Consider the following 24,717-nt stretch of genomic DNA (forward strand, 5'->3'; position numbering starts at 1 on the left):
TTAGTCACTTATGAGTCTAACTGTGTTGGACTTTTTTGTTAATTTTTTTGTATTATTACAAACTAGCACCACGCGTATTGTAACACGTTCTTGCAACCATACCCGCTAATTTACTGAAAATTGATTAAATACCCGTAGCGGCCGGTAAAAATACTAATTACCATAAAATAGCTATTGCTCGTGATAGCAAGATTATTAGCGAAGCCTGTAATAATCCTTAATTGCGGGATAGAATCTAACCACTTTTTTAAATATGGTCGCACACTCCTCTAGCTTGACCACACCTTCATTTGCAACTATGATTAACTTGTTATATGAATATATGTACATGTATATTTTCAAATTACAAAAGATTAATTTTCATCATCTAAAGAATTGCTAGCTAACGTAATAATTGCGGAATTTTTAATCCATCAATTATTCGATTAACATTTGGAACCAGTGATAGAAAGTAGGTCCGCCTATGCACGAAGCAAGTTTATCTGGCAAACGTTTTTTTGAGGTCACCCTTCTAAATGCCGGGATCACACTGATTGAATTTATCGGTGGCTTACTCTCAGGTAGTTTGTCACTATTATCCGATGCCGTCCATAATCTGAGTGATGCGTTATCTATTGTTTTATCTTACATTGCTCATCGAATTGGACTACGCCGCCAAACCAAGGTTAACACTTACGGCTATAAACGCGCCGAGATCCTTTCTGCATTTATTAATGCTGCGATCCTTTTACTGATTTCAGTTGGGCTCATCGCTGAGGCCGCTAGTAGATTACGCTCACCGCAAAAAATTAACGGTACAATTATGTTTTACGTTGCGCTTTTTAGTGTCGTAGCAAATCTTTGCTCAACCTTATTATTAAATCGTGGTGCTAAGCATAATTTAAATATTAAGGCAACTTACTTGCATTTACTTGCCGACACACTGTCTTCCGTAGGTGTTGTCATTGGTGCCATCATCATTCGTACTTGGGCAATCACGTGGGTTGATCCTTTGATCACATTATTGGTCTCACTTTACATTATTCGTGAGGCTTGGCACGTGGTTACCACTACCGTTTCGATTTTGATGCAGGCGGCACCACAGTTGGACTACAAAGAAATGGCCCAGGACATTCTGCAATTACCCAATGTTGTCAGCATTCACCACCTACATGTTTGGTCAGTTGATGAACATACCGTCATTTTTGAGGCCCACGTTAATATGCGTGATGTTGATTTAGAAAGTGTCGAACACACTGATTGTGTCATCGAAAAATTACTGGAAGAAAAATACCACATTAGTCACGTGACTATCCAACCTGAATTCAAGCGTGGTTTGGACCAACCGTTATTTTTTGATAAAAATGATTACCCAAACACAAAGAAAACAAGTAAGAGCAAAAATCTAGAAGATCACAAATAGTGAGTGGCGCAAAAATCGGTTTTGAGTTTACTACGTAACGTTAATTTAGAATTTTGGCGCACACACTAGAGTAATGTTCGGAAATAGAAAGCGGCCGGCGACAAAATATTCTTTGTCACCGACCGCTTTTTTGATAACTAAAAAGTTTAATCCTAAAGCATTGCAAACGTTGGGTAAATTCCAACGTCAAGAATATGGCCGTGAAAAACCCGCTTGGCATCATCAATCGTATTTAACGCGCCCGTTGTAGCAACTTTAGCTTCATCTAAGGCAAAAATATAAAATAAGTATTCATGATAACCAGAACTTTGCATCGGCGCTACTCCCCGGTAACTACGTTGGGTCAGGCGACTTAGGTCATCCTTAGCGGCCACGCCAGTAGCACTCGCTGGTAGGCCCAGAATATTCCAGTAGCTATAACCGGCCGCGATCGGGTGCTCATCACCTAACATCACGGCAAAAGATTTGGTCTCTTTGGGTGCGTTGGCCCAAAAAAGGGTTGGAATGTGACCATCCCCACCAAGATCCTTATGCAAAAATTGTTTTGGTAAAACACTAAACGGTGGAAATTCAGCAATTGAAACTTCAAAATTAGCGTCATCAAGTGGTAAAAATAAAATTAAGCGGTCGCTTTCGGCCCATTCATAAGTGTGGCGCGTTAAAACTGCTACAAAGGCCGCACTAACGTAAATTTCTTGATTGCTGCCAAAGGGTGCCTGGTCTAACGGAAAACTAATCCCATTAATTCGAAGTGTTTTGGTTCCTAACGTAAATTCAAATTGATCACCTAAGTAATCGCCACTGACGTTAAAACCTTGAGCAACTAATTTTTGATTCAGTGCTTGAAAATAAGCTTTTAACGGAATATATATTTGCGAATTAACCATTAAACCAATCACTGGCAAACGGTGATCGTCCACAACAACGGTTACCGGTCTGTTCCACTGTAAATAACTACTGATACGGTCTTCAATTGAATTCATCATTTAATTCACCTTTATCTATTTACATTTTAGACTAGCGTTTGAAAAGCCTGAGGTTCAACTTTTTGGCTACGTAAAAACCATTTTTGTTGCAAAATAGTTATAAAAAATAGCTTTCACACACTAGCTAGCCCAACAACTTTATTATAAGCGAAAGTAATTCTTTTTTGGGTTAATTTACTGAATTATTTTTCACCAAAATAAAAAGCGGCGGTCAGATTGTTCGGACTAAATTATGCCCGAGATCCTCGCTTAACCGCTGCTCGAATAATAAATCTATTTTCCGAATAAATACTAAACAACTCCCGCTTCTTGATAATCATTTTGTAATAGTTGGGTCATTTGTTCAAAGGCAGCTTCACGTTTCTGACAGCCTTCCTGATAACGTAATACGTTTAAGGAGCGTTTTTCAGGTTCCAATGCCGCAACAATCAACGCCATGGCCTGGGTATAGGCCTCAAAATTCATTGCCATTGCGCGATGTTGCGCGCCGTATTGTTCTGGACAATCTAAGGCCGAAAAGCGAGCTACAAAACGTTTGTAATTTTCTAAACTACGGGCAAAGTTTTGTTGTGAAAGCTTCAAGTCGGTGGTTGTTATTTCTGGGTCATTAACGATAATTTCGTGTTTGCGTTCATATTCCTTAAAACCTTCGTCAAATGTTTTAACCTTTGCTATCATATACGCTACACACTGTAAGTATTTTTTTTGAATATCAATTTTAGTCATTATTCATTCTTTCTTTCTTATTGTTTCGATAAGAATAATTTAGCATTTATTTATCCAAACAACAATAGAAAAGTGGATGATTTAACTGACTTGCAACAATTGTCACATTAATCTCATATAAGTAGGTTTTTTCAATGATAAAGTTCATAATTTGGTCAAATTTAGCCCTTTTATTGGTCAAAAATTAGTGGTATTCAACGTGGTATAATAAAGCAAAAAGTAAAATAAGGGTAAGGAGCAAAGCAGATGGAAGCAATTGTCATAAATCATTACGGTGACGCAAAGCAGCTCACGGCGGCAGAAATTTCGGTACCTGAAATCACTGCTGACCAGGTCTTAGTTAAACTACACGCCACTTCAGTTAACCCGATTGATTGGAAAATGCGAACTGGCCTGCTAAAAGATGCCTTTCCGTTTCATTTTCCAATTACCTTGGGCTGGGATGCCGCCGGGACAATTGAGGCCATTGGCGAAAATGTGCACGACTTCAGTATTGGTGATGCTGTTTTTGCGCGTCCTGATTTAAGTCGTGAAGGCACTTATGCTGAATACACTGCAATCAACCAAGATAAGCTGGCCAAAAAACCGGCTAATATCAGCTTCAGTCAGGCAGCGGCCGTCCCGCTTGCTGGTTTAACCGCTTGGCAAACAATTCATAACGTTCTCAAATTGCAGTCCGGGACAAATATCCTAATCACTGGCGGTTCCGGCGGCGTCGGTTGTTTTGCCATTCAGTTAGCAAACCTGGTCGGTGCGCACGTTACAACCACTGCTAGCCCTAACCATAGTGACTTTGTTAAATCATTAGGTGCAGAGACAGTCATCGATTATCACGAAACAAGGCCCAGCGAAACATTAAAGGACTTTGACGCCGTTTTAGATCTAGTGGGCGGTGAGGCTTTAACTGACAGTTACAAGGTTTTAAAAACTGGTGGTCACGTTGCCTCGATCGTAGAAAATATTGATAATGAGCTCATGACAAAGCTTAAATTAGTTGGCCATCATTTTTGGCTAGACCCTAAGGGCACTGATTTACAACAATTGGCCGAATTATTGGCGGCCAATAAATTACAGGTTCCAATCGCCCGTACACTCCCATTTTCTGAAATTGGTTTAAATGTCGCCCACCGCTTAAGCGAAACGGGCCACGTTCAAGGAAAAATTGTTATTCAAATGCATAATGATTAACGAGATAGTTTAGGAGTGGGACAAAAGTCGGTTTTGGCGCACGTTCCAAATTAAAAATAGTTCTGCTTAGAAATGTTGGCGACCTTTGTGGCATCCTTCAACATTTTAAGCAGAACTATTTTTACATTTACCAGTGTTTAATCAAAAACTACTATATATTACAAAATAACTTAAGCAGTTTGCTTCGTTTTACCGCGAAGCAAGAAGGCCAATCCAAGCCCGATTAATTCAATGATCAAGAAAGTTACAAAAACGCTATGGTAGCCGGCAAGTGCAGCAGTTGTCTTAGTACTCCCCTGATTCAAATGACTAGCGGTGACGTTGGCCAAAATCAAAGTGGCAACCGCAACCCCGGTTGACCCCAGTATTTGGCGAACAGTAGTGATAACGGCAGTCCCATGGGCAATCAGGTCATCCGGTAAAGAATTAGCCCCTAAAGTTACAGCCGGCATCATGACAAAGGCATTACCACCTTCAATGATGGCCGCGAACACCATCATTAACCAAATATTCAGATGCCCAGCAAAAATAACTAACCCAAACCAGCCAAGACAAATTAAAATCATTCCACTAAGCATAACCTTGCGGAATCCAAACCGATCAGCCAAATGACCAGTCATCGGATTTAAAATACTCAATACTACCGCAGCGGGAACTAAGGCCATTCCCGAAATAAATGGGGTGACGTGGAGTATATTCTGATAGTAAAGCGGAAAAATAATTGTCACCACGATTAACGCAATGTACGAAATTGCCGTCAAAAGAACGGATAAATCGTAATTAAAAGACTTCATCACCCGTAATTCTAGTAATGGCTCGGTTAAGTGAAGCTGCCGGTAAACAAACCCAACAACCATCAACAGACTAACCAGCAAAATTACAGTATAAATTCCCCAATTAACACCAGGTTTACCAATTTGATTAACAACGTATAAAATACCGATAAAACCAACCGAACAAATAATTGAAAGAAAATCAATACTTGAAGGCTTCAACGGCATAACACTCTTAATTTGGAATATCCCCAAAATAAAAACAGCAGTGATAATAACCATAAAGACAACGAAAAGTCCCTGCCAAGTAGTCAAACGTAAAACAATTCCTGAGATAATCGGACCAACGGCCAGTGCAGAACCCATAACAAGACCGGCCAACCCCATTGTTGTCCCACGTTTACTTTCCGGTGTGATCGATAACATAACTGTTTGATAAGATGGAAACAAAACACCAACTGCAATTGCTTCCATAACACGGCCCGTCATCATGACGGCAAAATTAGGTGCCAGTAAGATAATTAACGTACCCAGGTCAAAAATAGCTAATACTCCCAGATAAAGCCACTTAAATGGTACATTATTTAACAACCACGGACTAACTGGCATCATGACACTCATAACTAACATGAAGCCTGTTGTCAACCACTGAACCGTTGATGCTGGAATATTAAAATACCTCATCAAAGTCGGATAGGCCGTCGATAGTGCCGATTGACTAATTGACATTGTAAACGTTCCTGCTAATAACGTTAAGATAAACCAAAATCGGTTATACCCTTTTTTCCCCGCAGAAATTGTGTTGCCTGCCATTATGTAGATCCCCCTTAACTCACTTATCACGTATTAAATTGATAAATTTCTTCAATATATAATTTAGAACAATTATTACTAAATACTCAGTAAATTATAGTTTTCATTTTAATAAAAGTAAAGGCTTCAAATTTTTAAACTCATTTTCACCTTGTTTGAACTGGTACTAACAAAAGTGATTTTCAAATCTAGCCAGAGTTAATACTGGTTTTTCTTAAGCTTAATTATTTTTATAATTAAGTTGCTAGTTTCAACTTGGAATCATTCTTAAAAAGTGGTTTAATAAAGTTATGATAATGAACTTACAAATAGGAAGGATGACAGCTTGTGGCTAATGACGTTATGGACCAAACACTGCAGGTACTGAAGGAACACCGACTACGGGTAACACCGCAACGTCATATTATCCTTGCATACCTCGCCAGCCATCATAATCACCCATCAGTTGAGACAATCCGTACTGCATTAAATAAAAAATTACCAAATCTTGGTGCCGCCACCGTTTATAATACGCTAAACACCTTCGTTGATCTTGGACTTGTTGTGGAACTTCAAAACGGCGATGGCAGTACACACTATGATTATTTTGGTGATCCCCACTACCACGCAATTTGTACTAATTGCGGGCGCATTACCGATGTAACTTACGATGGTTTTAACAAAGATGAGCGCAAATTGGAAAGCAAAACGGTCGAATTAACTGGTTATATGATTTCTGGAAATCACATGGAAGTTTATGGCTTATGTCCAACTTGTCAAAAGAAATTACGAATCAACCGTAATTAAAAAGAAGCCCTGAAGATTTTCTAAACAAAAATCTTCGGGGTTTCTTTGCGTAAAAAATAGTAAGAAGTTGCACCAAAAGTCCTGGCCGCTCCTTACTGCTTCTGGACATTGCTCTAGTGGAATGTCGCGCTCATGTTTAAATTGAATTATATTGCTATTAAAAATAATGCCGCTTGGCCACTGAATTACACGTGGGCAAATTTAGCTAGGTTCCATTCCGGCGCTGGCGTATGGAACGCGTGGCGCGTTGATAAGCTAATTTTCTTTCCGATTAAACCCATTCGGAAAAGAAAATGGATCTTGTCAATCACGCAAGGTACTAAATGACCACAATTCGGTCATCAAGTACCTTCGACACGGCTGATACGCCAGCGCCTCCATTCCACCTTGGCAGTGGTTGAGCTCTGATTATTGATTAATTTAATTGTTTAATTAGTCCAATTGAGTAGGAACCACAGCTTTAATACTGCACAACTTATCGGTGTTCTTAATTAGCCAGCAACACTGACAAAGGTAGTTTTCACCTACTTGCAACATAATAACTGTTTTACTGCAATTGACACAAATAACACTTAAATGTGCTACTGCGTCCAGATTTCATTTTGGGGCGCTAGGATCAGCTGTGTCGATGATTATTAATGGCGGTCTGGGCCATTTAGAATCATGTTTTGGCGCTTTATGCCTTAGTTGAATGGCCATCATCCGTAGCATCTAAGATTTTCGTTCCGAAAATCATCCACTATTGTGAAGTAGAATCATGCGGGCCTGGCAAGTCCAAGTCGCACGCGTTCCGTCCTCGCGCATCGGAATGGAGTCTAATCTGATTTGGCTTGTTCCAGTTAGGCTTTGACGTTCTAAAAACTAACTAATAGTTTTAAATATGATCGCTACGATGCTCTAGAACGTGAACCCAAAACCGACTTTTGTCCCATTCCCTTACCAAAATTTAACTCGCTTAAATTACAATAACTGACCAACGTAATAATGAATAAACATCGTAATAATACCCACAATTATATTTCGGATAATCGCCGTTTTAGCGGAACCATCACCAAATTTAGCACTTAAATAACCTGTTAACGCAACCGCTAATAGCACCGCCGTAATAGTACCTGGCCATTTTAGGCTTAACGGTAAAAAGGTCATCGCAAATAAAGGAAAGATTCCACCAGAGGCCGCCGCCACTAATGACGAAAAGGCTGCACTCCAAGGGCTCATATAGTGACCAAGTTCTAAATTATACTTAATTTGGATGACGGTTCCTAAAGCGTCTTTTTGCATTAACTCACGGGCAATATCAAGGGCCGTTTCGTGGGTTACGCCCCGATCCTGATAGTACGCCGCAACGGTCTCTAGTTCATCAGCATAGTTAGTTTGGATCAATTCTTTTTCTTGGGCGACAACTGCCTTTTCGGTATCTCGTTGCGAACTAACCGATGCATATTCACCAGAAGCCATTGAAAATGCACAAGCTAAAAGATCAGATAGACCCGCAATAAAGATGGTGAACTGATTAGTCGTTGCTGCGGCGACACTAAAAAGGACACCAACAACCGTTAAAATACCATCATTGGAACCTAAAACACCGGCACGTAATGTATTTGATCGTTCACTCATCGTCATCTTTTGTTTTTTTATTTTAGTTGGTTGATTTAAGGTTTTCATCATTATTTTAATCTCCCTTGCTGTACATTACTGACTAACCAAAATGACTAACGGGCAAAAAGATGACCGATTAAATACGTGATGAGCATTGTCAAAATCCCGGAAATAACATTTCGAACAACAGCCTGAAATCGGTTTGCATTACCTAGTGCTGCGGCCGTATAACCAGTAACGGCCAGCGCAACAACAACCGCAATAACTGTTGCGCTAATTCTAATTTCTGCCGGGAACAATGTTATAGAAACTAACGGCAAAATTGAGCCTGTAGGAAAGGCGATCATTGATGCGATTGCCGCCGCAAACGCACTCGTCTTTTCTTTTGGATTAAAACCGTAGCGCTCACGAACTGCCGTATAAAGACGATCACCCTTCATCATTTCATCAGTTGCCTTTTGTGCCAAATTTTCAGAAATACCGGTAGCCATATACTTGTTTTTAATATAAGTCACTTCACCGGCGTAGTCATTGTCTAAGGCAGCGGATTCACGCTCGATTGCTCGCTTTTCAGAATCACGTTGTGTGTTTACAGAAACCCATTCACCCATTGCCATTGAAATTGTACCGGCCAACATTCCGGCAATTCCGGCCAGGAAGATTGCGTAACTATTATTAGTTGCTCCGGCAACACCAAGAACAATTCCAGCGACAGAAACAATCCCATCATTGGCCCCCATAACACTTGCACGCATAACATTAATTTTTTCTGCTAAAGATCGTTTCTTCGTCTGTTCCATAATTACACCTCTAACTCATTAATTGCTTATTTATAATCATTATCATCTGTTATCGGTTAAATTATAATTTATTTTTTTATGAATGTAAAGCTATTTTAGCAATCCATTTCCGGGATATTATTATTACTACGTTAATTGATAACCATTATTAATTGCGCTAACTTTACTCGGTCACGTACTAAATTTTGCTTACAGTGCTTTGAGGGCATGTAAACAACGTAAGAAGCTATTTTTTTACCTACATGACTTTTTCATAACAATAAGGGCTTATTTTTACACCATTTTTTTACTTATTATTTGAATTTTACAAATGTCTTGTTCACGTAATAAAAACTTAATCTAGTCCCGTTACACTAGTGATTTCAACGGTTTTGGCACTCGTAATTGCCAACTTGCATATTTGCCGCTACCCTTTTTTATAAAACCCTACTATGATGTAGGTGTTGAATAACTATTAACACATATAGAGGGGATTTGATGACAGGTGAAATCTTTAAAAGCCTCCTCATCTATGACTACCGTGGTAAACAAATCGCGTTAGCTTTAGATGTGCGCTACACTCTAAAGGCGAAAAACGGCTATATCTTAGCTTTACGACCAGGCGAAAGGCAAGAACGCTTACCAAACCTCATCGCGGCCGCATAACGCGCCACTTAAATTTGTTATTTTAGTCCAATTGCGGTTTATTTTTGTCACTAAAAGATGAGCTAAGCGTGCTAGCTTTGTTAATGAATTGTGATCAATAAAAATTTTGTTTATTATTTATTTTTATTGATTACAATTAACTGCAAAGCTACACTTTAGTTCATTTTTTTCGCTTTAGTATCTATTTTTTTACTATTTTACCAAAATTTGTTTATACTAGGTGTAAGTCTAATAAGAGGAGTCGATCGCGATGACCTGGGGTATAATTGCAACATGGAAAATGAGTTTGGCTGGTGTCACTAAGGCAGCAGAATTACTTGCTAATGGACGACCCAGCGGTGATGCTGTTGAAAGCGCGATTGAAGATGTGGAGGATAATCCACAATTCAACACCGTTGGCTATGGTGGTTTACCAAATGCTGAGGGAGCTGTCGAGCTTGACGCTTCTTTCATGAATGGCGATACTTTAAGCATCGGTTCAGTAGCTAGTATGACGGATATTGCGCACCCAATTGCGGTTGCGCGTAGCCTATCACATGAGCAGTTAAATAATTTTTTGTCTGGCGGTGGCGCTAATAATTACGCGCAACGACACGGCTTTGCTGTAAAAACAATGTTAACGCCGGAAACCCAGACATACTGGGGTAAACAAGTCCGTAAAAACGCAACACGACATGACGTTATTAACACGCATGATTCAGTCGGCGTTGTCAGTCTTGATTACCGCGGTCGTTTGCATACAGGCTCTTCAACTTCAGGTATTTTCATGAAGGCAAAGGGCCGACTTGGTGATGCACCGTTACCTGGTGCAGGCTTTTACTGTGACAATCATATTGCTGGTGTTACCACAACAGGATTAGGCGAAGATCTTATGAAAGGCATGTTACCTTTCAAGATTACCCAACTAATTGCTGATGGATTAACCCCGCAAGAAGCCTGCGATAAGGCTGTTTATCCATTTATTGATGATCTATACCACCGGAGTGGCCATATTGGCGCTGTTTCCGTCGTGGCAATGGATAAAAATGGTGAGTGGGGCGTGGCTACCAACGTTGATTTTACGTTTGTTGTTGCAACTGACAGCTTAAAACCAACAACCTTTCTAGCAAAACGCGCCGCTGGTAACACAACTACGATTGAAGAAGCTGGCATTTAACTAAAGCGTGGTTCAAGGGCACAGAAATCTACTTTTTTAGACGTGCTTACACTGAATTCATTGAAAACAACTATTAAATAATTTCAAAATACGTACAAAAAAGGGTCCTATAATCTAGAAATATTTTTAGATTATAGGATCTTTTTATTGCGCCACACCATCACGATTCAATAGTTTAACGTCTTCACCCGCCGCCTTTAATAAATCAATGTGTGTTTCACCCCAAGTACACATTTGATTTAAAACGTGGCTTAAACTTTTTCCGTAATCAGTTAGTGAATACTCAACCTTGGGCGGTACTTGATTATAAACGTGGCGGTTAATGATGTTATCGGCCTCTAATTCACGTAATTGTTGCGTTAGCATTTTTTGGGTAATATTCGGAATAACTCGCCGTAATTCACCCGTTCGCATTACCTGATGCCGTAAATGGCAAAGTATAATCGGTTTCCACTTACCACCAATTATTTCCATTGTTGCTTCGACACCAATATTGTAGGTTTGACATTTCATTAGATTTAGCTCCTTTATTGCTAAGATAACCAATTATTTCTTTTTAGTACCTACAGCACTTTAAAGTACGTAATTGTTTAATTACTCCGTACAAGTATAATACTAATCACTGCGGTAAATAACAACTAAAGGAGTAGAAATAATGAAAAAACAAACAATTTCACCTGCACTTACGCTATTGGCTTTAGCAATCAGCGCCTTCGCAATTGGTTCAACCGAATTTATTAGCGTTGGCCTAATGCCCTTATTAGTCAAAAGCTTTGGTATCACACTTAGTCAGGCTGGCCTAACCGTTTCGATGTACGCACTTGGTATTACAGTTGGCGCCCCCGTTTTAACAATTCTTACTGGAAGTTGGCAACGTAAAAAACTCATGTTAGCAATTATGGTTACGTTTATTATTGGTAACCTCTTGGCTGGCACCTTTTTATAGCGTACTGTTGCTGGGCCGAATTATCGCCGCCCTTGCTCACGGTATTTTCATGTCGGTTGCATCAATTATTGCCGCCGATGTTGTTCAGCCTGCTAAACGAGCAAGTGCCATTTCAGTCATGTTTACCGGCCTAACTGTAGCAACGGTTACCGGCGTTCCCCTTGGCACGTTTATTGGCCAACACTTTTCGTGGCACTGGTCATTTATTTTTATTGCGTTCATTGGCCTAATCGGTTTAATTGCGAATTATTTTTTAGTGCCAGACAAACTTCCGATCCCTGGGAAAACTGATCTTAAAGGATTCGTTCGTATTTTTAAAAATCCACCGCTTGTCATTGCACTATTAATTACGGCGTTAGGTTACGGTGGCACCTTCACCGCCTACACGTATTTGACGCCAATTTTAGAAAATCTGCTTCATTTTTCTGCTAATGCTGTTGTCGTTATTTTAATTGTTTACGGTTTGATGGTGGCGATTGGTAACACGCTTGGTGGTCGTTTTGCTAATCTAAATCCATTAAATGCATTACTAAATATGTTTATCGGTTTAGCACTAAGTCTATTTCTCCTGTTTCTAACGTTGCATAATCAGTACCTTGGATTATTTGCCATTCTTTTAATGGGCCTTTTTGCCTTTATGAACGTCCCTGGTTTACAACTTTATATTGTTCAACTAGCGGAAAAGTATACCCCAAAAGACACAACGCTAGCTTCGGCACTTAATATTTCGGCCTTCAATGTGGGTATTACAATTGGTTCCTTTACCGGCGGCCAAGTTACGGCTCACCTCGGAATCGCCTTCACACCATTATTCGGAATTATCATGGTGATCCTTGCCATTTTGTTAACCGGTTACCTGATCAAAATGGCACATCAAGAAAAGAAGCGCCCGGCCATTAGTTCACAGAATACTTGCTCGGTAAATGATAATTAAAAACACCGGCTAAAAAGATGGTACAACTAAAGTGGCGTGTGACAAAAGTCGGTTTTGGGTTTACTGCGTAACGTAAGCTAATCCAATAACCGTACTATGGTTATTGGATTAGCTGTAGTTAGGCACGTAAATCCAGACTTTTGGCGCACATTCTAGAGCAATGTTCGGAAAAATAAAAGGCTAGGACTTTTTGTCCCAGCCTTTTTAGTTGTACCATGCGTAATAAAACGTAATAAATTCCCCATCTAACTGGCATAAAAAGTACTGATTAGATGCTGTAATTGTTTATTTTGTGCCACCGTACCAAAGGTTACCCGCAGCCAATCAGGTCGAAGCCCTCCCCGAACTAAAAAGCCATGCTGCAGTAAATAGTCCTTTAATTTCAGGGCATTAGGCGCTGCAAAGAAAATAAAATTGGTTTGACTTGGATAAAATTTCAACCCCTGTTGCTTTAAAAATTCAGTCCAAGATTGGCGGGCCTGTTCAACTCGTACAACCGTTTGTTGAATAAAAGCTTGATCTGCCAAGGCAGCCTGTGCCGCTAACTGACTTAAGGAATTCAAATTATAGGGTAAACGAACGGCCTGCATGCTAGCAATTAAAATTGGCGGTACAACCGCGTAACCGACACGAAAATTGGCCAATCCATAGACTTTAGAAAAGGTTCTAAGTAATAATAAGTTGGAAAACTCTTTTAATAAAGGTAGGGCTGATGGTTGTTTAGCCGAGGTCACGAAATCAATGTACGCTTCATCAATCAGTACCAATACATTAGGCGGTACCTGCTGTAAGAACTGACGTAATGCAACCACCGATAAATAGGTTCCAGTTGGATTGTTGGGATTACAAAGCCAAATCAACTTTGTTTTGGCCGTAATTCCTTTGGCTAATGCTTCAAGATCAAATTTGCCATTAGTCAATATCGGCACATCAACCACCGTGGCACCTTCGATTTCAGCATGTAATTTATATTCCGAAAAAGTTGGCCATGGTTCTAAGACTTCATCGTTGACTTCTAAAAAGCTGCGGGAAATTAATTCAATAATTTCGTCTAAACCACAACCAAACAATAGTTGCTCCGGCTGTACCTGCAAATAGTCAGCAACTGCCTGCCGTAAATCCCGCGCATCACCATCCGGATAATACCGTGCATCATTAAATTGCCAGTTAACGACTGCTTCTTTTACCTTGGGTGAAGTACCAAAAGGATTTTCGTTGGCGGACAGACGAACAATATTTGCAACCCCGACCTTCTTTTCCAAAACAGAAAGTGGCTCTTCAGGAATATACGGTTGCAATTTTTTTACTGCCTTTTTTAACATTATGTCAGTCCTTTCTAGTGATCAAGCGCGCTTGAAACGGCGCTTAGCTTTTAATTTAGAGGTCATTAATTTCCCGGCGGTCCTTGGTTTTACTCATCAAGCCTTCTCGTTTTGCCAGTTCTTGCTTTATTTGATCAAGGCTAATGCCACGATCGACCATTAGAACTAATACATGGTAAAGTAGGTCGCTAACTTCATAAATGAATTCAGAATCACTTGGATTTTTAGCAGCAACGATTACTTTAGTTGATTCCTCACCAACTTTTTTCAAGATTTTATCTAGCCCTTTTGTAAATAGATAATCGGTGTATGAACCTTCTTTAGGATTATTTTTACGTTCCAAAATTAATTTATAAAGTTCAGCAATATCTTGTTCCATCATAATCTCTCCTCTTTTTAATTAATCAGTTAATTCACGGTAAAAACAGCTGCGGTGGCCTGTATGACAAGCAGGTCCCGCCGGATTAACACTAATTAATAACGTATCGGCATCACAATCAATTTTAACGTTAACTATCTGCTGCGTATTACCACTGGTTTCACCTTTGTGCCAGAGTTGCTGGCGGCTACGGGACCAAAACCACGTTTCACCACTGGCCAATGTCTTCTGGAAGCTTGTTTCGTTCATATAAGCCACCATTAAAACATCTTTGCTTGCAGCGTCAATGACCACTGCCGTAATCAGGCCAGCACTATTTTTACTAAAATCTGGCTGAATCATCGGACATTAACTCCCTTCTGCCGCAAATCCTGTTTAACCTCCGGAATTGTAAGTTCACCGTAATGAAAAACTGAGGCCGCTAGTGCAGCGTCCACTTTAGTTTGCTGAAATAAATCACTAAAATCACTTAATTTTCCGCAACCACCAGAAGCAATAATTGGCACTGCCACGGCTTTGGTTAATGCTTGATACAACGCAAGATCATAGCCGGCTTTCGTCCCATCCTGATCCATACTGGTTACTAAAAGTTCCCCAGCACCACGGTTAACAACTTCCTTGGCCCACTCAATCGCATCCAAATCGGTTACTTTCTGACCACCATTTGTGTATACCCGATAACGCTGCGCCTGTGCATCAAAACGGACATCAATCGCAACGACGATACACTGGCTGCCAAATTTTTCTGCGCCGGCCGTTATTAATTCTGGGTTAGTGACAGCTGCAGTGTTTAGTGACACTTTATCCGCGCCAGCCTTTAGTAAAGCCTGCATATCGGCCACACTATGAATACCGCCGCCAACAGTTAATGGCATAAAAACCTGACTAGCGACCTTTTCAATCGTCGTCACCATAGCACCGCGGTTTTCATTAGTTGCCGTAATATCTAGGAAAACAAGCTCATCCGCACCTTGTTTTTCGTATGCCGCAGCGATATCAGCGGGATCACCTACATCCGTTAAATGAACAAAGTTGACGCCTTTTTTTACCCGGCCATTATCAACATCGAGGCAGGGAACAATTCGTTTAGTTAACATCACTCCACCTCCGCAAGTTCGGCCAATGTCACCGTACCTTCATACAACGCCTTACCAATAATACTGGATTGAACCTTATTTTTTGCCAACTGTTTCAAATCGGCCAAATCACGAATTCCTCCTGAGGCGACAATGACAGCTGCAGGATATTGTTGCTGTAACTGGGCAAGCAGACTAACGTTAGGCCCACTCATGGTCCCATCACGCTGAATATCTGTAACAATAAAAGTTTGTACCCCAACCGCCAACATCGCCGCTAATGCTGCACTGATGCTAGTCTTACTTTGCTTCAACCAGCCATCCGTCGCAACTTGACCATTTTTGCCATCGAGGCCAACAACAATTTTGGCGGCACCAAATTTTCTAACTGCCTGGGCAACTAACTCTGGATTATTTAAGGCCGCGGAACCAATAATAACGCGATCAATCCCTAAATCTAAGTAACGTTCAATTTGCTGCAAATTACGAATTCCACCGCCAACCTCGATAAAGAGCCTCGTTTGCTTGCGAATCTTTTGAATGACAGCTTGATTAACGGGCAAACCATCCTTAGCACCATCGAGGTCGACTAAATGTAGGTTAGTTAAATTAGCCGCTTCAATCTGTTTGGCCTGCGCAACTGGATCGGCGTTAATTAACGTTTGCTGGTCAAATTGGCCTTGGTAAAGACGGACACTGTGGCCTGCTTGTAAATCAATTGCGGGAAAGACGTTCATCTAAGGCCATCTCCTTAAAGGCGTTCAGTCCTTTAAGACCGATTGCGCCACTTTTTTCAGGGTGAAATTGCATCCCGATCACATTATTTTGCTGAACGATGCTCGGAATCTCAACACTATAATCGGTCTGGGCTACGATATTACGCGCAGAAGTTTGAGCGTAGTATGAATGAACAAAATAGGTGGCCTGCTGATCAAAAATTTTACCGAAACGATTACTTTGCGTAGCCGTATTAGTGTTCCAGCCCATATGGGGTACCTTGTAGCCATCTTTTTCAGGTAGCGGCACAATTTCACCTGGTAAGATGCCAAGCCCTTTTGCCTCGCCAAATTCATAGCCGGTTTCAAATAAAAGCTGCATGCCCAAACAAATTCCCAACATTGGTTGTCCCTTGGCCGCCGCCGTTTGAAGTACAGAAATCAACTGGCGTTCCTGCAAGGCCAGCATCGCTTTTTGAAAGGCACCCACACCTGGTAAAATAATGCCATCTGCCGCCAAGATTGTTGCTGGATCAGCAGACAATTGATTAGGAACGTTTAAATAATCTAACGCCTTTTTCAAATTACGAGTGTTACCAGTGTCATAATCCACAATCACAATCATTTAAATCACTCCTTTAGTGGATGGCACACCTTTCACTTCTGGGTTTAAGGTGACGGCCGCGCGCATTGCCCGACCTAATGCCTTAAATAGGGTTTCAACTTTATGGTGCGTGTTGCGACCGTATAAAATTGCAGCGTGACAATTTAATTCAGCGTTAAAAGCAAAGGCCTGGAAGAAATCCTCAGTAACTTCAGTATCATAACCACCTAACTTAGGATTATCGAAGTCAGCATTAAAAACTAAGTAAGAACGTCCTGATAGGTCAATAACAACGCGGGCCAAAGTTTCATCTAATGGTACAAAGGCCGTTCCAAAACGTTCAATTCCGGCCTTATCACCTAAGGCTTGTTTAAAACACTGTCCTAATGCAATTCCTACATCTTCAGTTGTGTGGTGGGGGTCAACTTGTAAATCACCATTTGCCTTAACAATAAGGCCAAAACGGCCATGTTTAGCAAACGCCTCTAACATATGATCAAAAAAACCAATTCCAGTATCAATTTCAATTTTGCTAGCATCTTCTAAATTCAGTGAAACCTTAATCTGGGTTTCTTTAGTTTGTCGTTCGATTGTGGCTTGACGCATGGGTATTCCTCCTCTATTTTTAAGGTCTATTTTGCGAAAATGCAAAATCCTATTATCGGATGATGTCCACTCTCCTAGCATGAAAATCGTGCTCTGGAAACATGGCTTCTTCTCTATTTTTAAGATCTGTTTATAATTATCGCTTCTAAAAGCGACTTTCAATCGCCCGGGCATGTCCCTCGAGGCCCTCAACTCTGGCCAAGGTTGTGATTGGAGCGGCCTCTTTTGCCAATGCCTCTGGTGTATATTGAATAAATTGCGTTCGTTTAACAAAATCGTAAACGCCTAAGGGTGAGAAAAAACGTGCGGTGCCACTAGTTGGTAAAATATGGTTAGGCCCGGCAACGTAATCGCCTAAAGGTTCAGACGCTGTAGTGCCAAGAAAAACGGAGCCTGCATTTTTAATCTGATTCAGATACGTCATCGGATTGGCCAGCTGAATTTCTAAATGTTCAGGTGCAACGGCATTCATCAGCGTAAATGCATCATCAGTGTTGGCCACAACAGCGATAAAACCTTGGTCATTAACTGAAGCAGTTGCAATCTCACGCCGAGGTAACGTTACTAATTGTTCATCAACGGCTTGACTAACCGCCTCTGCAAAAGCCGCACTAGTTGTCACTAACATTGGTCGGGCCAATTTATCGTGTTCGGCCTGTGATAATAGATCGGCCGCAACTTGTTGCGCTTTAGCAGTTTCATCAGCAATAATTCCAATTTCGGATGGTCCAGCAATCATATCAATACTGACTTGACCGAAAACTTGTTTTTTAGCAGTTGCAACAAAAATATTACCCGGACCCATAATCTTATCAACCTTGGGAATGCTCTGTGTGCCGTAAGCCAAGGCGCCAATTGCCTGCGCACCACCAACTTGATAAATCGCACTAACGCCGGCTAATTTAGCCGCTGCCAAAACTGCCGGATTAATCCCAGCAGGCTGAGGGGGAGTGACCATCACAATCTGTTTAACTCCGGCCAATTTAGCTGGAATTGCACTCATAAGAATTGTGGATGGATAAGCGGCTGTACCGCCGGGAACGTATAATCCGACTGCGGCTAAAGGCAACACCTTTTGCCCACGAACAACCCCTTTTTGTTCAGCGTCAACAAATCCGTAAGTTATTTCTTTTTTGTGATACGCGGTAATATTACGTTGCGCTAATTTTAAGGCGGCTAATAATTTAGGATCACAATTATCATAGGCGTCATCAATCACGCTTTGCGGCACTTTAAAATCAGTTAAATCAACTTGATCAAATTGTTTTTCGTATTTTCGTAAGGCTGCATCACCATCTTGCCGAACATCTGCTAAAATTCCGGCAACACTGGCCTCAACGTCTGGTCGGTTAGCTTGTTGGCGATTACGTTTGGCAACTTGGTTTAATAATTCATCTAATGGTTGTTTTAAAATTTGCATATGTTTTTTCCTCCTATTGTTTAGCGGTGCTTAGGCGCTGAATTAGCGTTGCAATTGCGGTTTGATGTTGTTTCAGTGCTAGTTGATTAACAACTAGTTGCGTTGACACTTTTTGCAAGCGCGCGTAGACTTGCAGATTATTTTCACGTAACGTAGTTCCCGTTTCGACAATATCCACAATGGCATCAGCCAGGCCAACTAATGGGGCCAGTTCAACGGAACCTTCAATTTTAATAATTTCAACATCTTCACCAATTTTTTGGAAATAACGTTGCGTAATGTTAGGGTATTTAGTCGCAATGATCTTGCGCTTAATCTGATTCGGATCGAATTCAGGAGTTGAGGCCAGGACAAATTGGCACTTACCAACCCCCAAATCCAACATATCGTACTGTTGATTATTTTGTTCAGATAAAATATCACTACCGACAATGCCAATATCAACGGCGCCGCGATTCAGGTAGGTCAAAACATCGGGCCCTTTTACCAAAATAAAGTGAATGTCAGGCAAGTCGTTAAAAATCAAGCGCCGTTCCTTATGCCGAATTGCCGTGCAATCGACGCCACTAGCCTCTAGTAATGGTATAACCTGTTGCTCCGTACGTCCCTTGGTTAAGGCAATTTTTAAAGCACTCATGCCTGCACCACCTTTCCCGTTACATCAACTAAGCGACTGCCCGCCGTTTCGGCCAAGCGCCGCGCTTCCTTTAAGTTATCCGCTAGGCAAAGGCTGCTGTTAGGAATCTTACGAACTAACGCCTCAGCCTGGCGCCAATCACTGGTTTCAAAATAAATCAGCGTCGTTTCTACTGGTTTACCTGTAATTGTTCGCGCAACTAAATCATCAATTGAAAAGGCCAAACCAACGGCCGGCTGCAATGTTTTTTGGAAACTAGATAATAGCTGATCGTAACGGCCACCGCTAAATAAATAATCAGCCGCACTTTGGCAATAACCACGAAAAATCATGCCCGTATAGTAAGTCTGTGGCGACGCAACACTTAAATCTAACGTCAATTGTTGCTGGGGAAAACGTTGTTGCAAGAAAATTTGTGTTTCCTTTAGTTCTTCGCAAATGGTTGTAACGGCCTTAATCTTAGGCAACAGTTGTAATTGCTGCCAAACTGCCGCAAAATCACCAAATAACCACGGCCAAACTTTCAGAAATGGATAAAAATCACTTGCCGCAAGTGGTTTAATTAACGTTGTATAACGGCTTAGATCCTTAGCGTAGAGCGCCGTTTGTAAGTTACGCCGTTCAATTTCGTTTAGTGGTAAGGCTGCTAAAACTAACGGGACAAATTTTGCGTTTCCTAATTCAACTTTCAAATCCGTAATTTGTAAGGCCTGTGCGAGTTCAACCGCGGCTATAAGACATTCCCATTCGGCCTTAAGTGACTTATAGCCGATTAACTCAATACCGGCTTGCGCAATTTGATTATAACTACCGGATAACTTTTTCTTTACTCGGAAAACGTCCCCGCTGTAATACCACTTAACCGGCGTCTTAATACCCGTTGTGCTCATTACCCGGGCCACCGGTAAAGTTAAATCCGGCCGTAAAACCAACGTTTCGCCCTGTTCGTCTAATAACTGGTAAGGCTGGTAAGTTTTTAAATCTAATTCGGAAAAAACGGCCTTGTATTCTAATAACGGCGTCGTTATTTTAGCGTAGCCACGTTCACGGAAATAGCGTTGAATTTGATTAATCATTCGTTCTTTTATTTGGGCCGTAGCACCGAATTCATCCCGTGTACCAACTGGTAAGTTGCGGTTTAACATCACTAACACTCCCTTAATTTTTAGATAAAAAAAGTCCCCGAGAACTCATTAGAGCTCTCGAGGACGAATATAATCGCGGTACCACCTCAATTTGTCTACACCTCACGATGCAAACCTCACGTTGACTGACCACTAGTCATCCTAAAAAAGGAGAACAGTTGTCAGCAACCTTGATAACGCAGATGCTGCGTATTGATTTACTTCATTCAATCAATAAGTTCATAGATGTGTGTTCATTAATTATTGCCAGCTCTTCTCAGCCCCGTAAGCTTCTCTTTAGACAGTTAATTAATTACTTGTTCTAATCACGACTTCATAATAGTTAATTTATTTTTAATGTTATTCTCATCATAACCATTTTTTAGTGAATGTCAACAACTAATTCAAAAATTGTTCCACTTCATGATAAGCTCGACCAACTGCAGAAACACTGTGCGCATCAGAACCATAAACTAACGGAATCCCCTCTGTATCAGCCAAACGAGCCAATTCTGGGTAGGGATAAATTTCATTACAGTACGGTTTGAATAGACCAGCAGTATTCAAATCAATTTCAAAGTGACGTTGGCGCAATAATGAGAATAATTGGTAGATCTTTCTCATATTATTTTGATCAAATCGACTTGGTAAGGCAAAATAATCCTGAAATTTTTTAATTAAAGTTAAGTGGCCTAAACGATGTGGTGCGTTAACACCTAAATCAGTACCGACGGCGGCAATTAGTGCATCTATGTATTGACCATAAAGTCGTTGTGCATCATCAACGGCGTTTTCCAACAAGCCAGTTTTAAATTCAGCAGGCGTATTATCAACGCACCAATAATGATTATTCTTACCCTTCAAAAAATGAATTGATAACACGTTATCGGTTGTCTTAGGCCCGTACTCCCGCCAGAATTCCCGCGTCCAAGCTAACTGACTGGGTAGAAAATCAAGCTCAAAACCAATATTAATCCGAATTTGATCACGATACTTGGCCTGCATTTGTTGACATTTTTTAAAATAAGCCGGTAAATCAGACAACGCTAAGGCCGCTTCATCAATGCCTTCCGCACTACCTTCGTAATCTTGCCGAAAATTTGGCGGCAGTGGTGCGTGTTCAGTAATACTGTACTCTTCAAACCCAAACTTAATTGCCTTTTGAATCATTAGTTCAACATCATCCCCGCTCCCATGGGGACAAAATTCCGTATGACTATGCCCATCTTTTTTTAACATTAAACTCACCTCATTTTCCCACACCGTAGCATACTACCCACTAATCGGCAACTAATTGTTCAAACGCGACCAAAAAAAGCCAATCAATCTAGAGAGTGTTTGAAAAAGCGACCAGATTCTACTTCGCAATTGAAGATTATTAGCCCAAGACGCTAATAATCTTGATGCTACGGACGATGTCCATTCTTGTGGCAAAAGTTCAGGCCGCAAGAAACATGGCTCTGAGGATTACTGACGTTGTCGATCGGACTAAGATAAACCGAAGTCCGAATCGCAGCCTAGACGGACAAATTATCTGTGCAACAGATGATTTGGCTGTTGTAGCTACTATTCCGCAACTGAGAATTATTAGCAAAGTACGCTAATAATTTTTATGCTTCATCCGTTGTCCATTCAACTATGGCAACCGCAGGAATCTGCTTTTTCAAACACGTTTACACCAAATTAGTCAGAAAAGCATTAGTAAAATCAGCTTCCAAACGCGATCAAAAAAGCCAATCAATCTAGGTCGCTTAACCTAAACTAATCAGCTTAATGATTTGTTATTAACAAATGGATTGTGTACTACCCATTGAAACCTTTTTGTTAGTGCTTGCTACTAATCTGGGCATTACTTTCACTAATACACTGACATCTTGTTTAGTGGCCAGTAACGCCAAACAACTTTCCCCTGAATTTTTCCCCGTGGAATAAAGCCAATCATTCGACTATCTTTAGAAATTGGCCGATTATCGCCCATGACAAAATATTCACCCTTGGGGACTGTCTTTCTGTGAAACAGACTATTCAACGAAAAATTATCCGTGAATAAGCCATCATTATTTGCGGCCTGTTGTTCTTTATAATTTGCTAAATAAGGTTCGGATAATTTCTTCCCATTAACGTACATTGTGTCATTCTTAGACCGAACAGTGTCGCCTGGCATACCAATAATTCGTTTGATATACATCGAACCATCAGGTGCGTGCAAAATGACAACGTCCCCCCGCTCTAACTTCGAGTGCCGCCAAACAAGAACACGATCATTGTTCATAAAGTTGGGTTCCATTGAAGGCCCAACAACATTATGGTTTGCAATCAAAAAAGTATCTAATAACACAACGACTACGCCGACGATTACTAGGTCAATAACAAACCATAGCCATGATTTCGCTGTTTCACTCATTTATTCTGCCACACTTTCTAATGGTCAAGTTTATTTGATCTCTCTTTTATTTTAAGACGCTACCGCAACTTTGACAAGCGCTTCTTTGCTTAAATTATTCCGTCAGACCAACAGGCTATCTTGGTAACGATCTTTGATGTACATTTCAATCGCAGTTGTAATTTTAGCCGTTGATGGTGCAGTTGCCTGTACTTTATTCGTCACTAAGGCAATTGTTCGGTGAAAATCTTCATCAAACGGATAGATATTAACGTCCCCGGATAATTTCTGCAGCGCCAGCTCTGGTAAAATACCCATTCCTAGACCAGATTCTACCATCGCCAAAATTGATTGATCATCAATACTATAACGAATTGAGTTAGGTCGCACATTATAACGATCTAACGCACGCTTGGTATCTTTATCGTAATCAATTTGTTGCAAAATAAAATTCTGGTTGGCCACATCTGCCTTGGTAACGTAAGTTTTGTGCTTAGGTATAAAATCTTTAGGCGTAATACAAAATATCTGTTCACTGACAAGTGGCGTCACTAACAGCTGCTCATCAATTGGTAACGCCGAAAAACCAATATCAATTGTCCCAATCTTAATTTGATTGACAATATCATTAAAATTGCTTTGAACAATCGCAATATCAATCTTTGGGTATTTTTTCTTGAATTTACGAATTATTGTTGGCAACCAATTGATACAGACACTACTAAATGCGCCAATACGCAACGATCCTGAATTTAATCCCTGAATATTGGCCGCCTCTTGCCGTAAACGTTCCTCAGTATTTAAAATTTCCTGAACAATCGGCAAAATACGTGCACCATCGCTTGTTAGTTCTGCTCCGGTTCGATTACGAATAAACAGTGGAAAGCCCAGTTCAGTTTCCAATTGATTAATTGAATGACTAACCGCACTAGGCGTAACATTTAGCGCTACGGCCGCCTGATAAAACGTTTTATGTTCAACAACAGCATGAAAAACTTCGTAAGAAAATGATGACATCAACTGACCTCCATTGATAACCCGAGTTACGTTTGAAAAGGTGACCTTCTGAATAATAGTCAAACACTGCCTAGCGTGTTTGGAAAAGCGTTTGGATTCTACTTTGCAATTGAAAATTATTACTAGCTTCACTGACGATGCCGATCGGGCTAGGATGAACCGAAGTCCGAACCGTAGGAACCTGCTTTTTTCAAACATGTTTCCACCAAACGCCACAAAATATTGCTAATTAAAATAACCGCGAAATCGTCGAGTACTCCTTCGAGGTATGACTCGAGGTTGTACCCGGGGTCGTACCCGAGTTCGTACCCGAGGCGGTACTCGCCGCCATTAACTAATTTCAAAAAATAAATGTAGCAAAAAAAGTAAAATAAAAAAGCAGTAATTAACCCCGCCCTGATCAACTTTTGGAGTAACCACAAAAATTATTGCCTTTTTAGTGTCACTTTTTGGGTTCCTGAGGGTTTTATATATATGTATACCGAATTAGAAAGAAGTGCTAAACATGTTTGATTCATTTGACCTTCCTGTACTAGGGGATGTTTGGAAAAGTGTTTAGATTCTACTTCGCAATTACAGTTAGTTGTTTACAACGAACGCAAAGAACGTCAAGTTGAAACAAGGTAGCCACAGGAAGCTATCTTTTCAAACATGTTTCCACTATGTCAGTCGGAAAGCA

At 40.7% G+C, this 24,717-nt stretch carries 24 protein-coding genes, 1 pseudogene and 1 other annotated feature; of the genes and pseudogenes, 6 read left to right on the plus strand and 19 right to left on the minus strand.

Annotated features, from left to right (window positions below; genetic code table 11):
* Window positions 1-463: 463 nt before the first annotated feature.
* The gene (locus tag EKM61_RS01835) at window positions 464-1,402 is read left to right on the plus strand and encodes a cation diffusion facilitator family transporter (RefSeq protein WP_068226108.1); all 939 of its coding nucleotides are present in this window, start codon (window positions 464-466) and stop codon (window positions 1,400-1,402) included.
* A gap of 152 nt (window positions 1,403-1,554) precedes the next feature.
* Here the strand turns inward: EKM61_RS01835 and EKM61_RS01840 are convergent, their stop codons facing one another.
* Both EKM61_RS01840 and EKM61_RS01845 read right to left on the minus strand, forming a co-directional pair.
* Window positions 1,555-2,388: a stalk domain-containing protein gene (locus tag EKM61_RS01840; protein WP_068226107.1), complete on the minus strand. Its 834-nt coding sequence runs from the start codon at window positions 2,386-2,388 to the stop codon at window positions 1,555-1,557.
* Window positions 2,389-2,679: 291 nt separating this feature from the next.
* The gene (locus EKM61_RS01845; protein ID WP_068226106.1) at window positions 2,680-3,114 is read right to left on the minus strand and encodes a hypothetical protein; all 435 of its coding nucleotides are present in this window, start codon (window positions 3,112-3,114) and stop codon (window positions 2,680-2,682) included.
* Window positions 3,115-3,360: 246 nt separating this feature from the next.
* Between EKM61_RS01845 and EKM61_RS01850 the strand changes: the two genes are divergently transcribed.
* Window positions 3,361-4,302, plus strand: a complete 942-nt coding sequence (locus EKM61_RS01850) for an NADP-dependent oxidoreductase (protein ID WP_068226105.1) — start codon at window positions 3,361-3,363, stop codon at window positions 4,300-4,302.
* Window positions 4,303-4,472: 170 nt separating this feature from the next.
* On the opposite strand, the gene EKM61_RS01855 is transcribed toward EKM61_RS01850, so the two are convergent.
* A complete protein-coding gene (locus EKM61_RS01855; protein ID WP_068226104.1) occupies window positions 4,473-5,888 on the minus strand; it encodes an MFS transporter in 1,416 nt (471 codons plus the stop codon).
* 327 nt (window positions 5,889-6,215) lie between these two features.
* Here EKM61_RS01855 and EKM61_RS01860 point away from each other — a divergent pair, with 327 nt between their 5' ends.
* The gene (locus EKM61_RS01860) at window positions 6,216-6,674 is read left to right on the plus strand and encodes a Fur family transcriptional regulator (protein ID WP_100077722.1); all 459 of its coding nucleotides are present in this window, start codon (window positions 6,216-6,218) and stop codon (window positions 6,672-6,674) included.
* A gap of 960 nt (window positions 6,675-7,634) precedes the next feature.
* Here the strand turns inward: EKM61_RS01860 and EKM61_RS01865 are convergent.
* The gene (locus EKM61_RS01865) at window positions 7,635-8,339 is read right to left on the minus strand and encodes a VIT1/CCC1 transporter family protein (RefSeq protein ID WP_404802800.1); all 705 of its coding nucleotides are present in this window, start codon (window positions 8,337-8,339) and stop codon (window positions 7,635-7,637) included.
* Between the two features lie 47 nt (window positions 8,340-8,386).
* Window positions 8,387-9,073, minus strand: coding sequence for a VIT1/CCC1 transporter family protein (locus tag EKM61_RS01870; protein WP_068226101.1), 687 nt, complete (start codon window positions 9,071-9,073; stop codon window positions 8,387-8,389).
* Between the two features lie 477 nt (window positions 9,074-9,550).
* Here EKM61_RS01870 and EKM61_RS11970 point away from each other — a divergent pair, with 477 nt between their 5' ends.
* On the plus strand, window positions 9,551-9,718 hold the full coding sequence (locus EKM61_RS11970) for a hypothetical protein (RefSeq protein WP_100070518.1): 168 nt from the start codon (window positions 9,551-9,553) through the stop codon (window positions 9,716-9,718).
* Between the two features lie 250 nt (window positions 9,719-9,968).
* Window positions 9,969-10,874: an isoaspartyl peptidase/L-asparaginase gene (locus tag EKM61_RS01875; RefSeq protein WP_068226100.1), complete on the plus strand. Its 906-nt coding sequence runs from the start codon at window positions 9,969-9,971 to the stop codon at window positions 10,872-10,874.
* A 144-nt stretch (window positions 10,875-11,018) separates the two neighbouring features.
* On the opposite strand, the gene EKM61_RS01880 is transcribed toward EKM61_RS01875, so the two are convergent.
* Window positions 11,019-11,387 carry a winged helix-turn-helix transcriptional regulator gene (locus EKM61_RS01880; protein ID WP_068226099.1) on the minus strand — a complete coding sequence of 123 codons (369 nt, stop codon included), beginning with the start codon at window positions 11,385-11,387 and terminating at the stop codon, window positions 11,019-11,021.
* A 142-nt stretch (window positions 11,388-11,529) separates the two neighbouring features.
* Here EKM61_RS01880 and EKM61_RS01885 point away from each other — a divergent pair.
* Window positions 11,530-12,754: pseudogene (locus tag EKM61_RS01885) on the plus strand (MFS transporter).
* 245 nt (window positions 12,755-12,999) lie between these two features.
* On the opposite strand, the gene hisC reads toward EKM61_RS01885, so the two are convergent.
* The 13 genes from hisC to EKM61_RS01950 form a co-directional block, all read right to left on the minus strand.
* Window positions 13,000-14,076: a histidinol-phosphate transaminase gene (gene hisC / locus EKM61_RS01890; protein ID WP_068226098.1), complete on the minus strand. Its 1,077-nt coding sequence runs from the start codon at window positions 14,074-14,076 to the stop codon at window positions 13,000-13,002.
* 55 nt (window positions 14,077-14,131) lie between these two features.
* Window positions 14,132-14,458, minus strand: a complete 327-nt coding sequence (gene hisE / locus EKM61_RS01895; protein WP_068377218.1) for a phosphoribosyl-ATP diphosphatase — start codon at window positions 14,456-14,458, stop codon at window positions 14,132-14,134.
* 18 nt (window positions 14,459-14,476) lie between these two features.
* Window positions 14,477-14,797: a phosphoribosyl-AMP cyclohydrolase gene (hisI, locus tag EKM61_RS01900; RefSeq protein ID WP_068226096.1), complete on the minus strand. Its 321-nt coding sequence runs from the start codon at window positions 14,795-14,797 to the stop codon at window positions 14,477-14,479.
* Window positions 14,794-15,552, minus strand: coding sequence for an imidazole glycerol phosphate synthase subunit HisF (gene hisF, locus EKM61_RS01905; protein WP_068226095.1), 759 nt, complete (start codon window positions 15,550-15,552; stop codon window positions 14,794-14,796). The genes hisI and hisF overlap by 4 nt, the downstream gene beginning before the upstream one ends.
* The gene (gene hisA / locus EKM61_RS01910; protein WP_068226094.1) at window positions 15,552-16,268 is read right to left on the minus strand and encodes a 1-(5-phosphoribosyl)-5-[(5-phosphoribosylamino)methylideneamino]imidazole-4-carboxamide isomerase; all 717 of its coding nucleotides are present in this window, start codon (window positions 16,266-16,268) and stop codon (window positions 15,552-15,554) included. The genes hisF and hisA overlap by 1 nt, the downstream gene beginning before the upstream one ends.
* The gene (hisH, locus tag EKM61_RS01915) at window positions 16,246-16,872 is read right to left on the minus strand and encodes an imidazole glycerol phosphate synthase subunit HisH (protein ID WP_068226093.1); all 627 of its coding nucleotides are present in this window, start codon (window positions 16,870-16,872) and stop codon (window positions 16,246-16,248) included. Before hisH ends, hisA begins: the two co-directional genes overlap by 23 nt.
* On the minus strand, window positions 16,873-17,457 hold the full coding sequence (hisB, locus tag EKM61_RS01920; RefSeq protein WP_068377215.1) for an imidazoleglycerol-phosphate dehydratase HisB: 585 nt from the start codon (window positions 17,455-17,457) through the stop codon (window positions 16,873-16,875). It lies immediately after the preceding gene.
* A 145-nt stretch (window positions 17,458-17,602) separates the two neighbouring features.
* Window positions 17,603-18,877: a histidinol dehydrogenase gene (gene hisD / locus EKM61_RS01925; protein ID WP_068226091.1), complete on the minus strand. Its 1,275-nt coding sequence runs from the start codon at window positions 18,875-18,877 to the stop codon at window positions 17,603-17,605.
* 13 nt (window positions 18,878-18,890) lie between these two features.
* Complete coding sequence (gene hisG, locus EKM61_RS01930) at window positions 18,891-19,514, minus strand: ATP phosphoribosyltransferase (RefSeq protein WP_068226090.1); 624 nt, start codon at window positions 19,512-19,514, stop codon at window positions 18,891-18,893.
* On the minus strand, window positions 19,511-20,659 hold the full coding sequence (locus tag EKM61_RS01935) for an ATP phosphoribosyltransferase regulatory subunit (protein WP_068279631.1): 1,149 nt from the start codon (window positions 20,657-20,659) through the stop codon (window positions 19,511-19,513). Before EKM61_RS01935 ends, hisG begins: the two co-directional genes overlap by 4 nt.
* Window positions 20,660-20,715: 56 nt before the next feature.
* Window positions 20,716-20,977, minus strand: a binding site (T-box leader).
* A gap of 60 nt (window positions 20,978-21,037) precedes the next feature.
* Complete coding sequence (gene hisJ / locus EKM61_RS01940; RefSeq protein ID WP_068226088.1) at window positions 21,038-21,877, minus strand: histidinol-phosphatase HisJ; 840 nt, start codon at window positions 21,875-21,877, stop codon at window positions 21,038-21,040.
* A gap of 619 nt (window positions 21,878-22,496) precedes the next feature.
* Window positions 22,497-23,042, minus strand: coding sequence for a signal peptidase I (gene lepB, locus EKM61_RS01945; protein ID WP_068226087.1), 546 nt, complete (start codon window positions 23,040-23,042; stop codon window positions 22,497-22,499).
* Window positions 23,043-23,144: 102 nt separating this feature from the next.
* Window positions 23,145-24,038: a LysR family transcriptional regulator gene (locus EKM61_RS01950; protein WP_068226086.1), complete on the minus strand. Its 894-nt coding sequence runs from the start codon at window positions 24,036-24,038 to the stop codon at window positions 23,145-23,147.
* Window positions 24,039-24,717: the final 679 nt, after the last annotated feature.

The sequence above is a fragment of the Loigolactobacillus backii genome (assembly GCF_003946275.1).
In the GTDB taxonomy this organism is placed as follows: Bacteria; Bacillota; Bacilli; order Lactobacillales; family Lactobacillaceae; genus Loigolactobacillus; species Loigolactobacillus backii.

Coding starts and splice junctions, on each gene's coding strand:
- EKM61_RS01835 (WP_068226108.1), top strand. CDS start 464: ATGCACGAAGCAAGTTTATCTGGCAAACGTTTTTTTGAGGTCACCCTT.
- EKM61_RS01840 (WP_068226107.1), bottom strand. CDS start 2,388: ATGATGAATTCAATTGAAGACCGTATCAGTAGTTATTTACAGTGGAAC.
- EKM61_RS01845 (WP_068226106.1), bottom strand. CDS start 3,114: ATGACTAAAATTGATATTCAAAAAAAATACTTACAGTGTGTAGCGTAT.
- EKM61_RS01850 (WP_068226105.1), top strand. CDS start 3,361: ATGGAAGCAATTGTCATAAATCATTACGGTGACGCAAAGCAGCTCACG.
- EKM61_RS01855 (WP_068226104.1), bottom strand. CDS start 5,888: ATGGCAGGCAACACAATTTCTGCGGGGAAAAAAGGGTATAACCGATTT.
- EKM61_RS01865 (WP_404802800.1), bottom strand. CDS start 8,339: ATGAAAACCTTAAATCAACCAACTAAAATAAAAAAACAAAAGATGACG.
- EKM61_RS01870 (WP_068226101.1), bottom strand. CDS start 9,073: ATGGAACAGACGAAGAAACGATCTTTAGCAGAAAAAATTAATGTTATG.
- EKM61_RS11970 (WP_100070518.1), top strand. CDS start 9,551: ATGACAGGTGAAATCTTTAAAAGCCTCCTCATCTATGACTACCGTGGT.
- EKM61_RS01875 (WP_068226100.1), top strand. CDS start 9,969: ATGACCTGGGGTATAATTGCAACATGGAAAATGAGTTTGGCTGGTGTC.
- EKM61_RS01880 (WP_068226099.1), bottom strand. CDS start 11,387: ATGAAATGTCAAACCTACAATATTGGTGTCGAAGCAACAATGGAAATA.
- hisC (WP_068226098.1), bottom strand. CDS start 14,076: ATGTTAAAAAAGGCAGTAAAAAAATTGCAACCGTATATTCCTGAAGAG.
- hisE (WP_068377218.1), bottom strand. CDS start 14,458: ATGATGGAACAAGATATTGCTGAACTTTATAAATTAATTTTGGAACGT.
- hisI (WP_068226096.1), bottom strand. CDS start 14,797: ATGATTCAGCCAGATTTTAGTAAAAATAGTGCTGGCCTGATTACGGCA.
- hisF (WP_068226095.1), bottom strand. CDS start 15,552: ATGTTAACTAAACGAATTGTTCCCTGCCTCGATGTTGATAATGGCCGG.
- hisA (WP_068226094.1), bottom strand. CDS start 16,268: ATGAACGTCTTTCCCGCAATTGATTTACAAGCAGGCCACAGTGTCCGT.
- hisH (WP_068226093.1), bottom strand. CDS start 16,872: ATGATTGTGATTGTGGATTATGACACTGGTAACACTCGTAATTTGAAA.
- hisB (WP_068377215.1), bottom strand. CDS start 17,457: ATGCGTCAAGCCACAATCGAACGACAAACTAAAGAAACCCAGATTAAG.
- hisD (WP_068226091.1), bottom strand. CDS start 18,877: ATGCAAATTTTAAAACAACCATTAGATGAATTATTAAACCAAGTTGCC.
- hisG (WP_068226090.1), bottom strand. CDS start 19,514: ATGAGTGCTTTAAAAATTGCCTTAACCAAGGGACGTACGGAGCAACAG.
- EKM61_RS01935 (WP_068279631.1), bottom strand. CDS start 20,659: ATGTTAAACCGCAACTTACCAGTTGGTACACGGGATGAATTCGGTGCT.
- hisJ (WP_068226088.1), bottom strand. CDS start 21,877: ATGTTAAAAAAAGATGGGCATAGTCATACGGAATTTTGTCCCCATGGG.
- lepB (WP_068226087.1), bottom strand. CDS start 23,042: ATGAGTGAAACAGCGAAATCATGGCTATGGTTTGTTATTGACCTAGTA.
- EKM61_RS01950 (WP_068226086.1), bottom strand. CDS start 24,038: ATGTCATCATTTTCTTACGAAGTTTTTCATGCTGTTGTTGAACATAAA.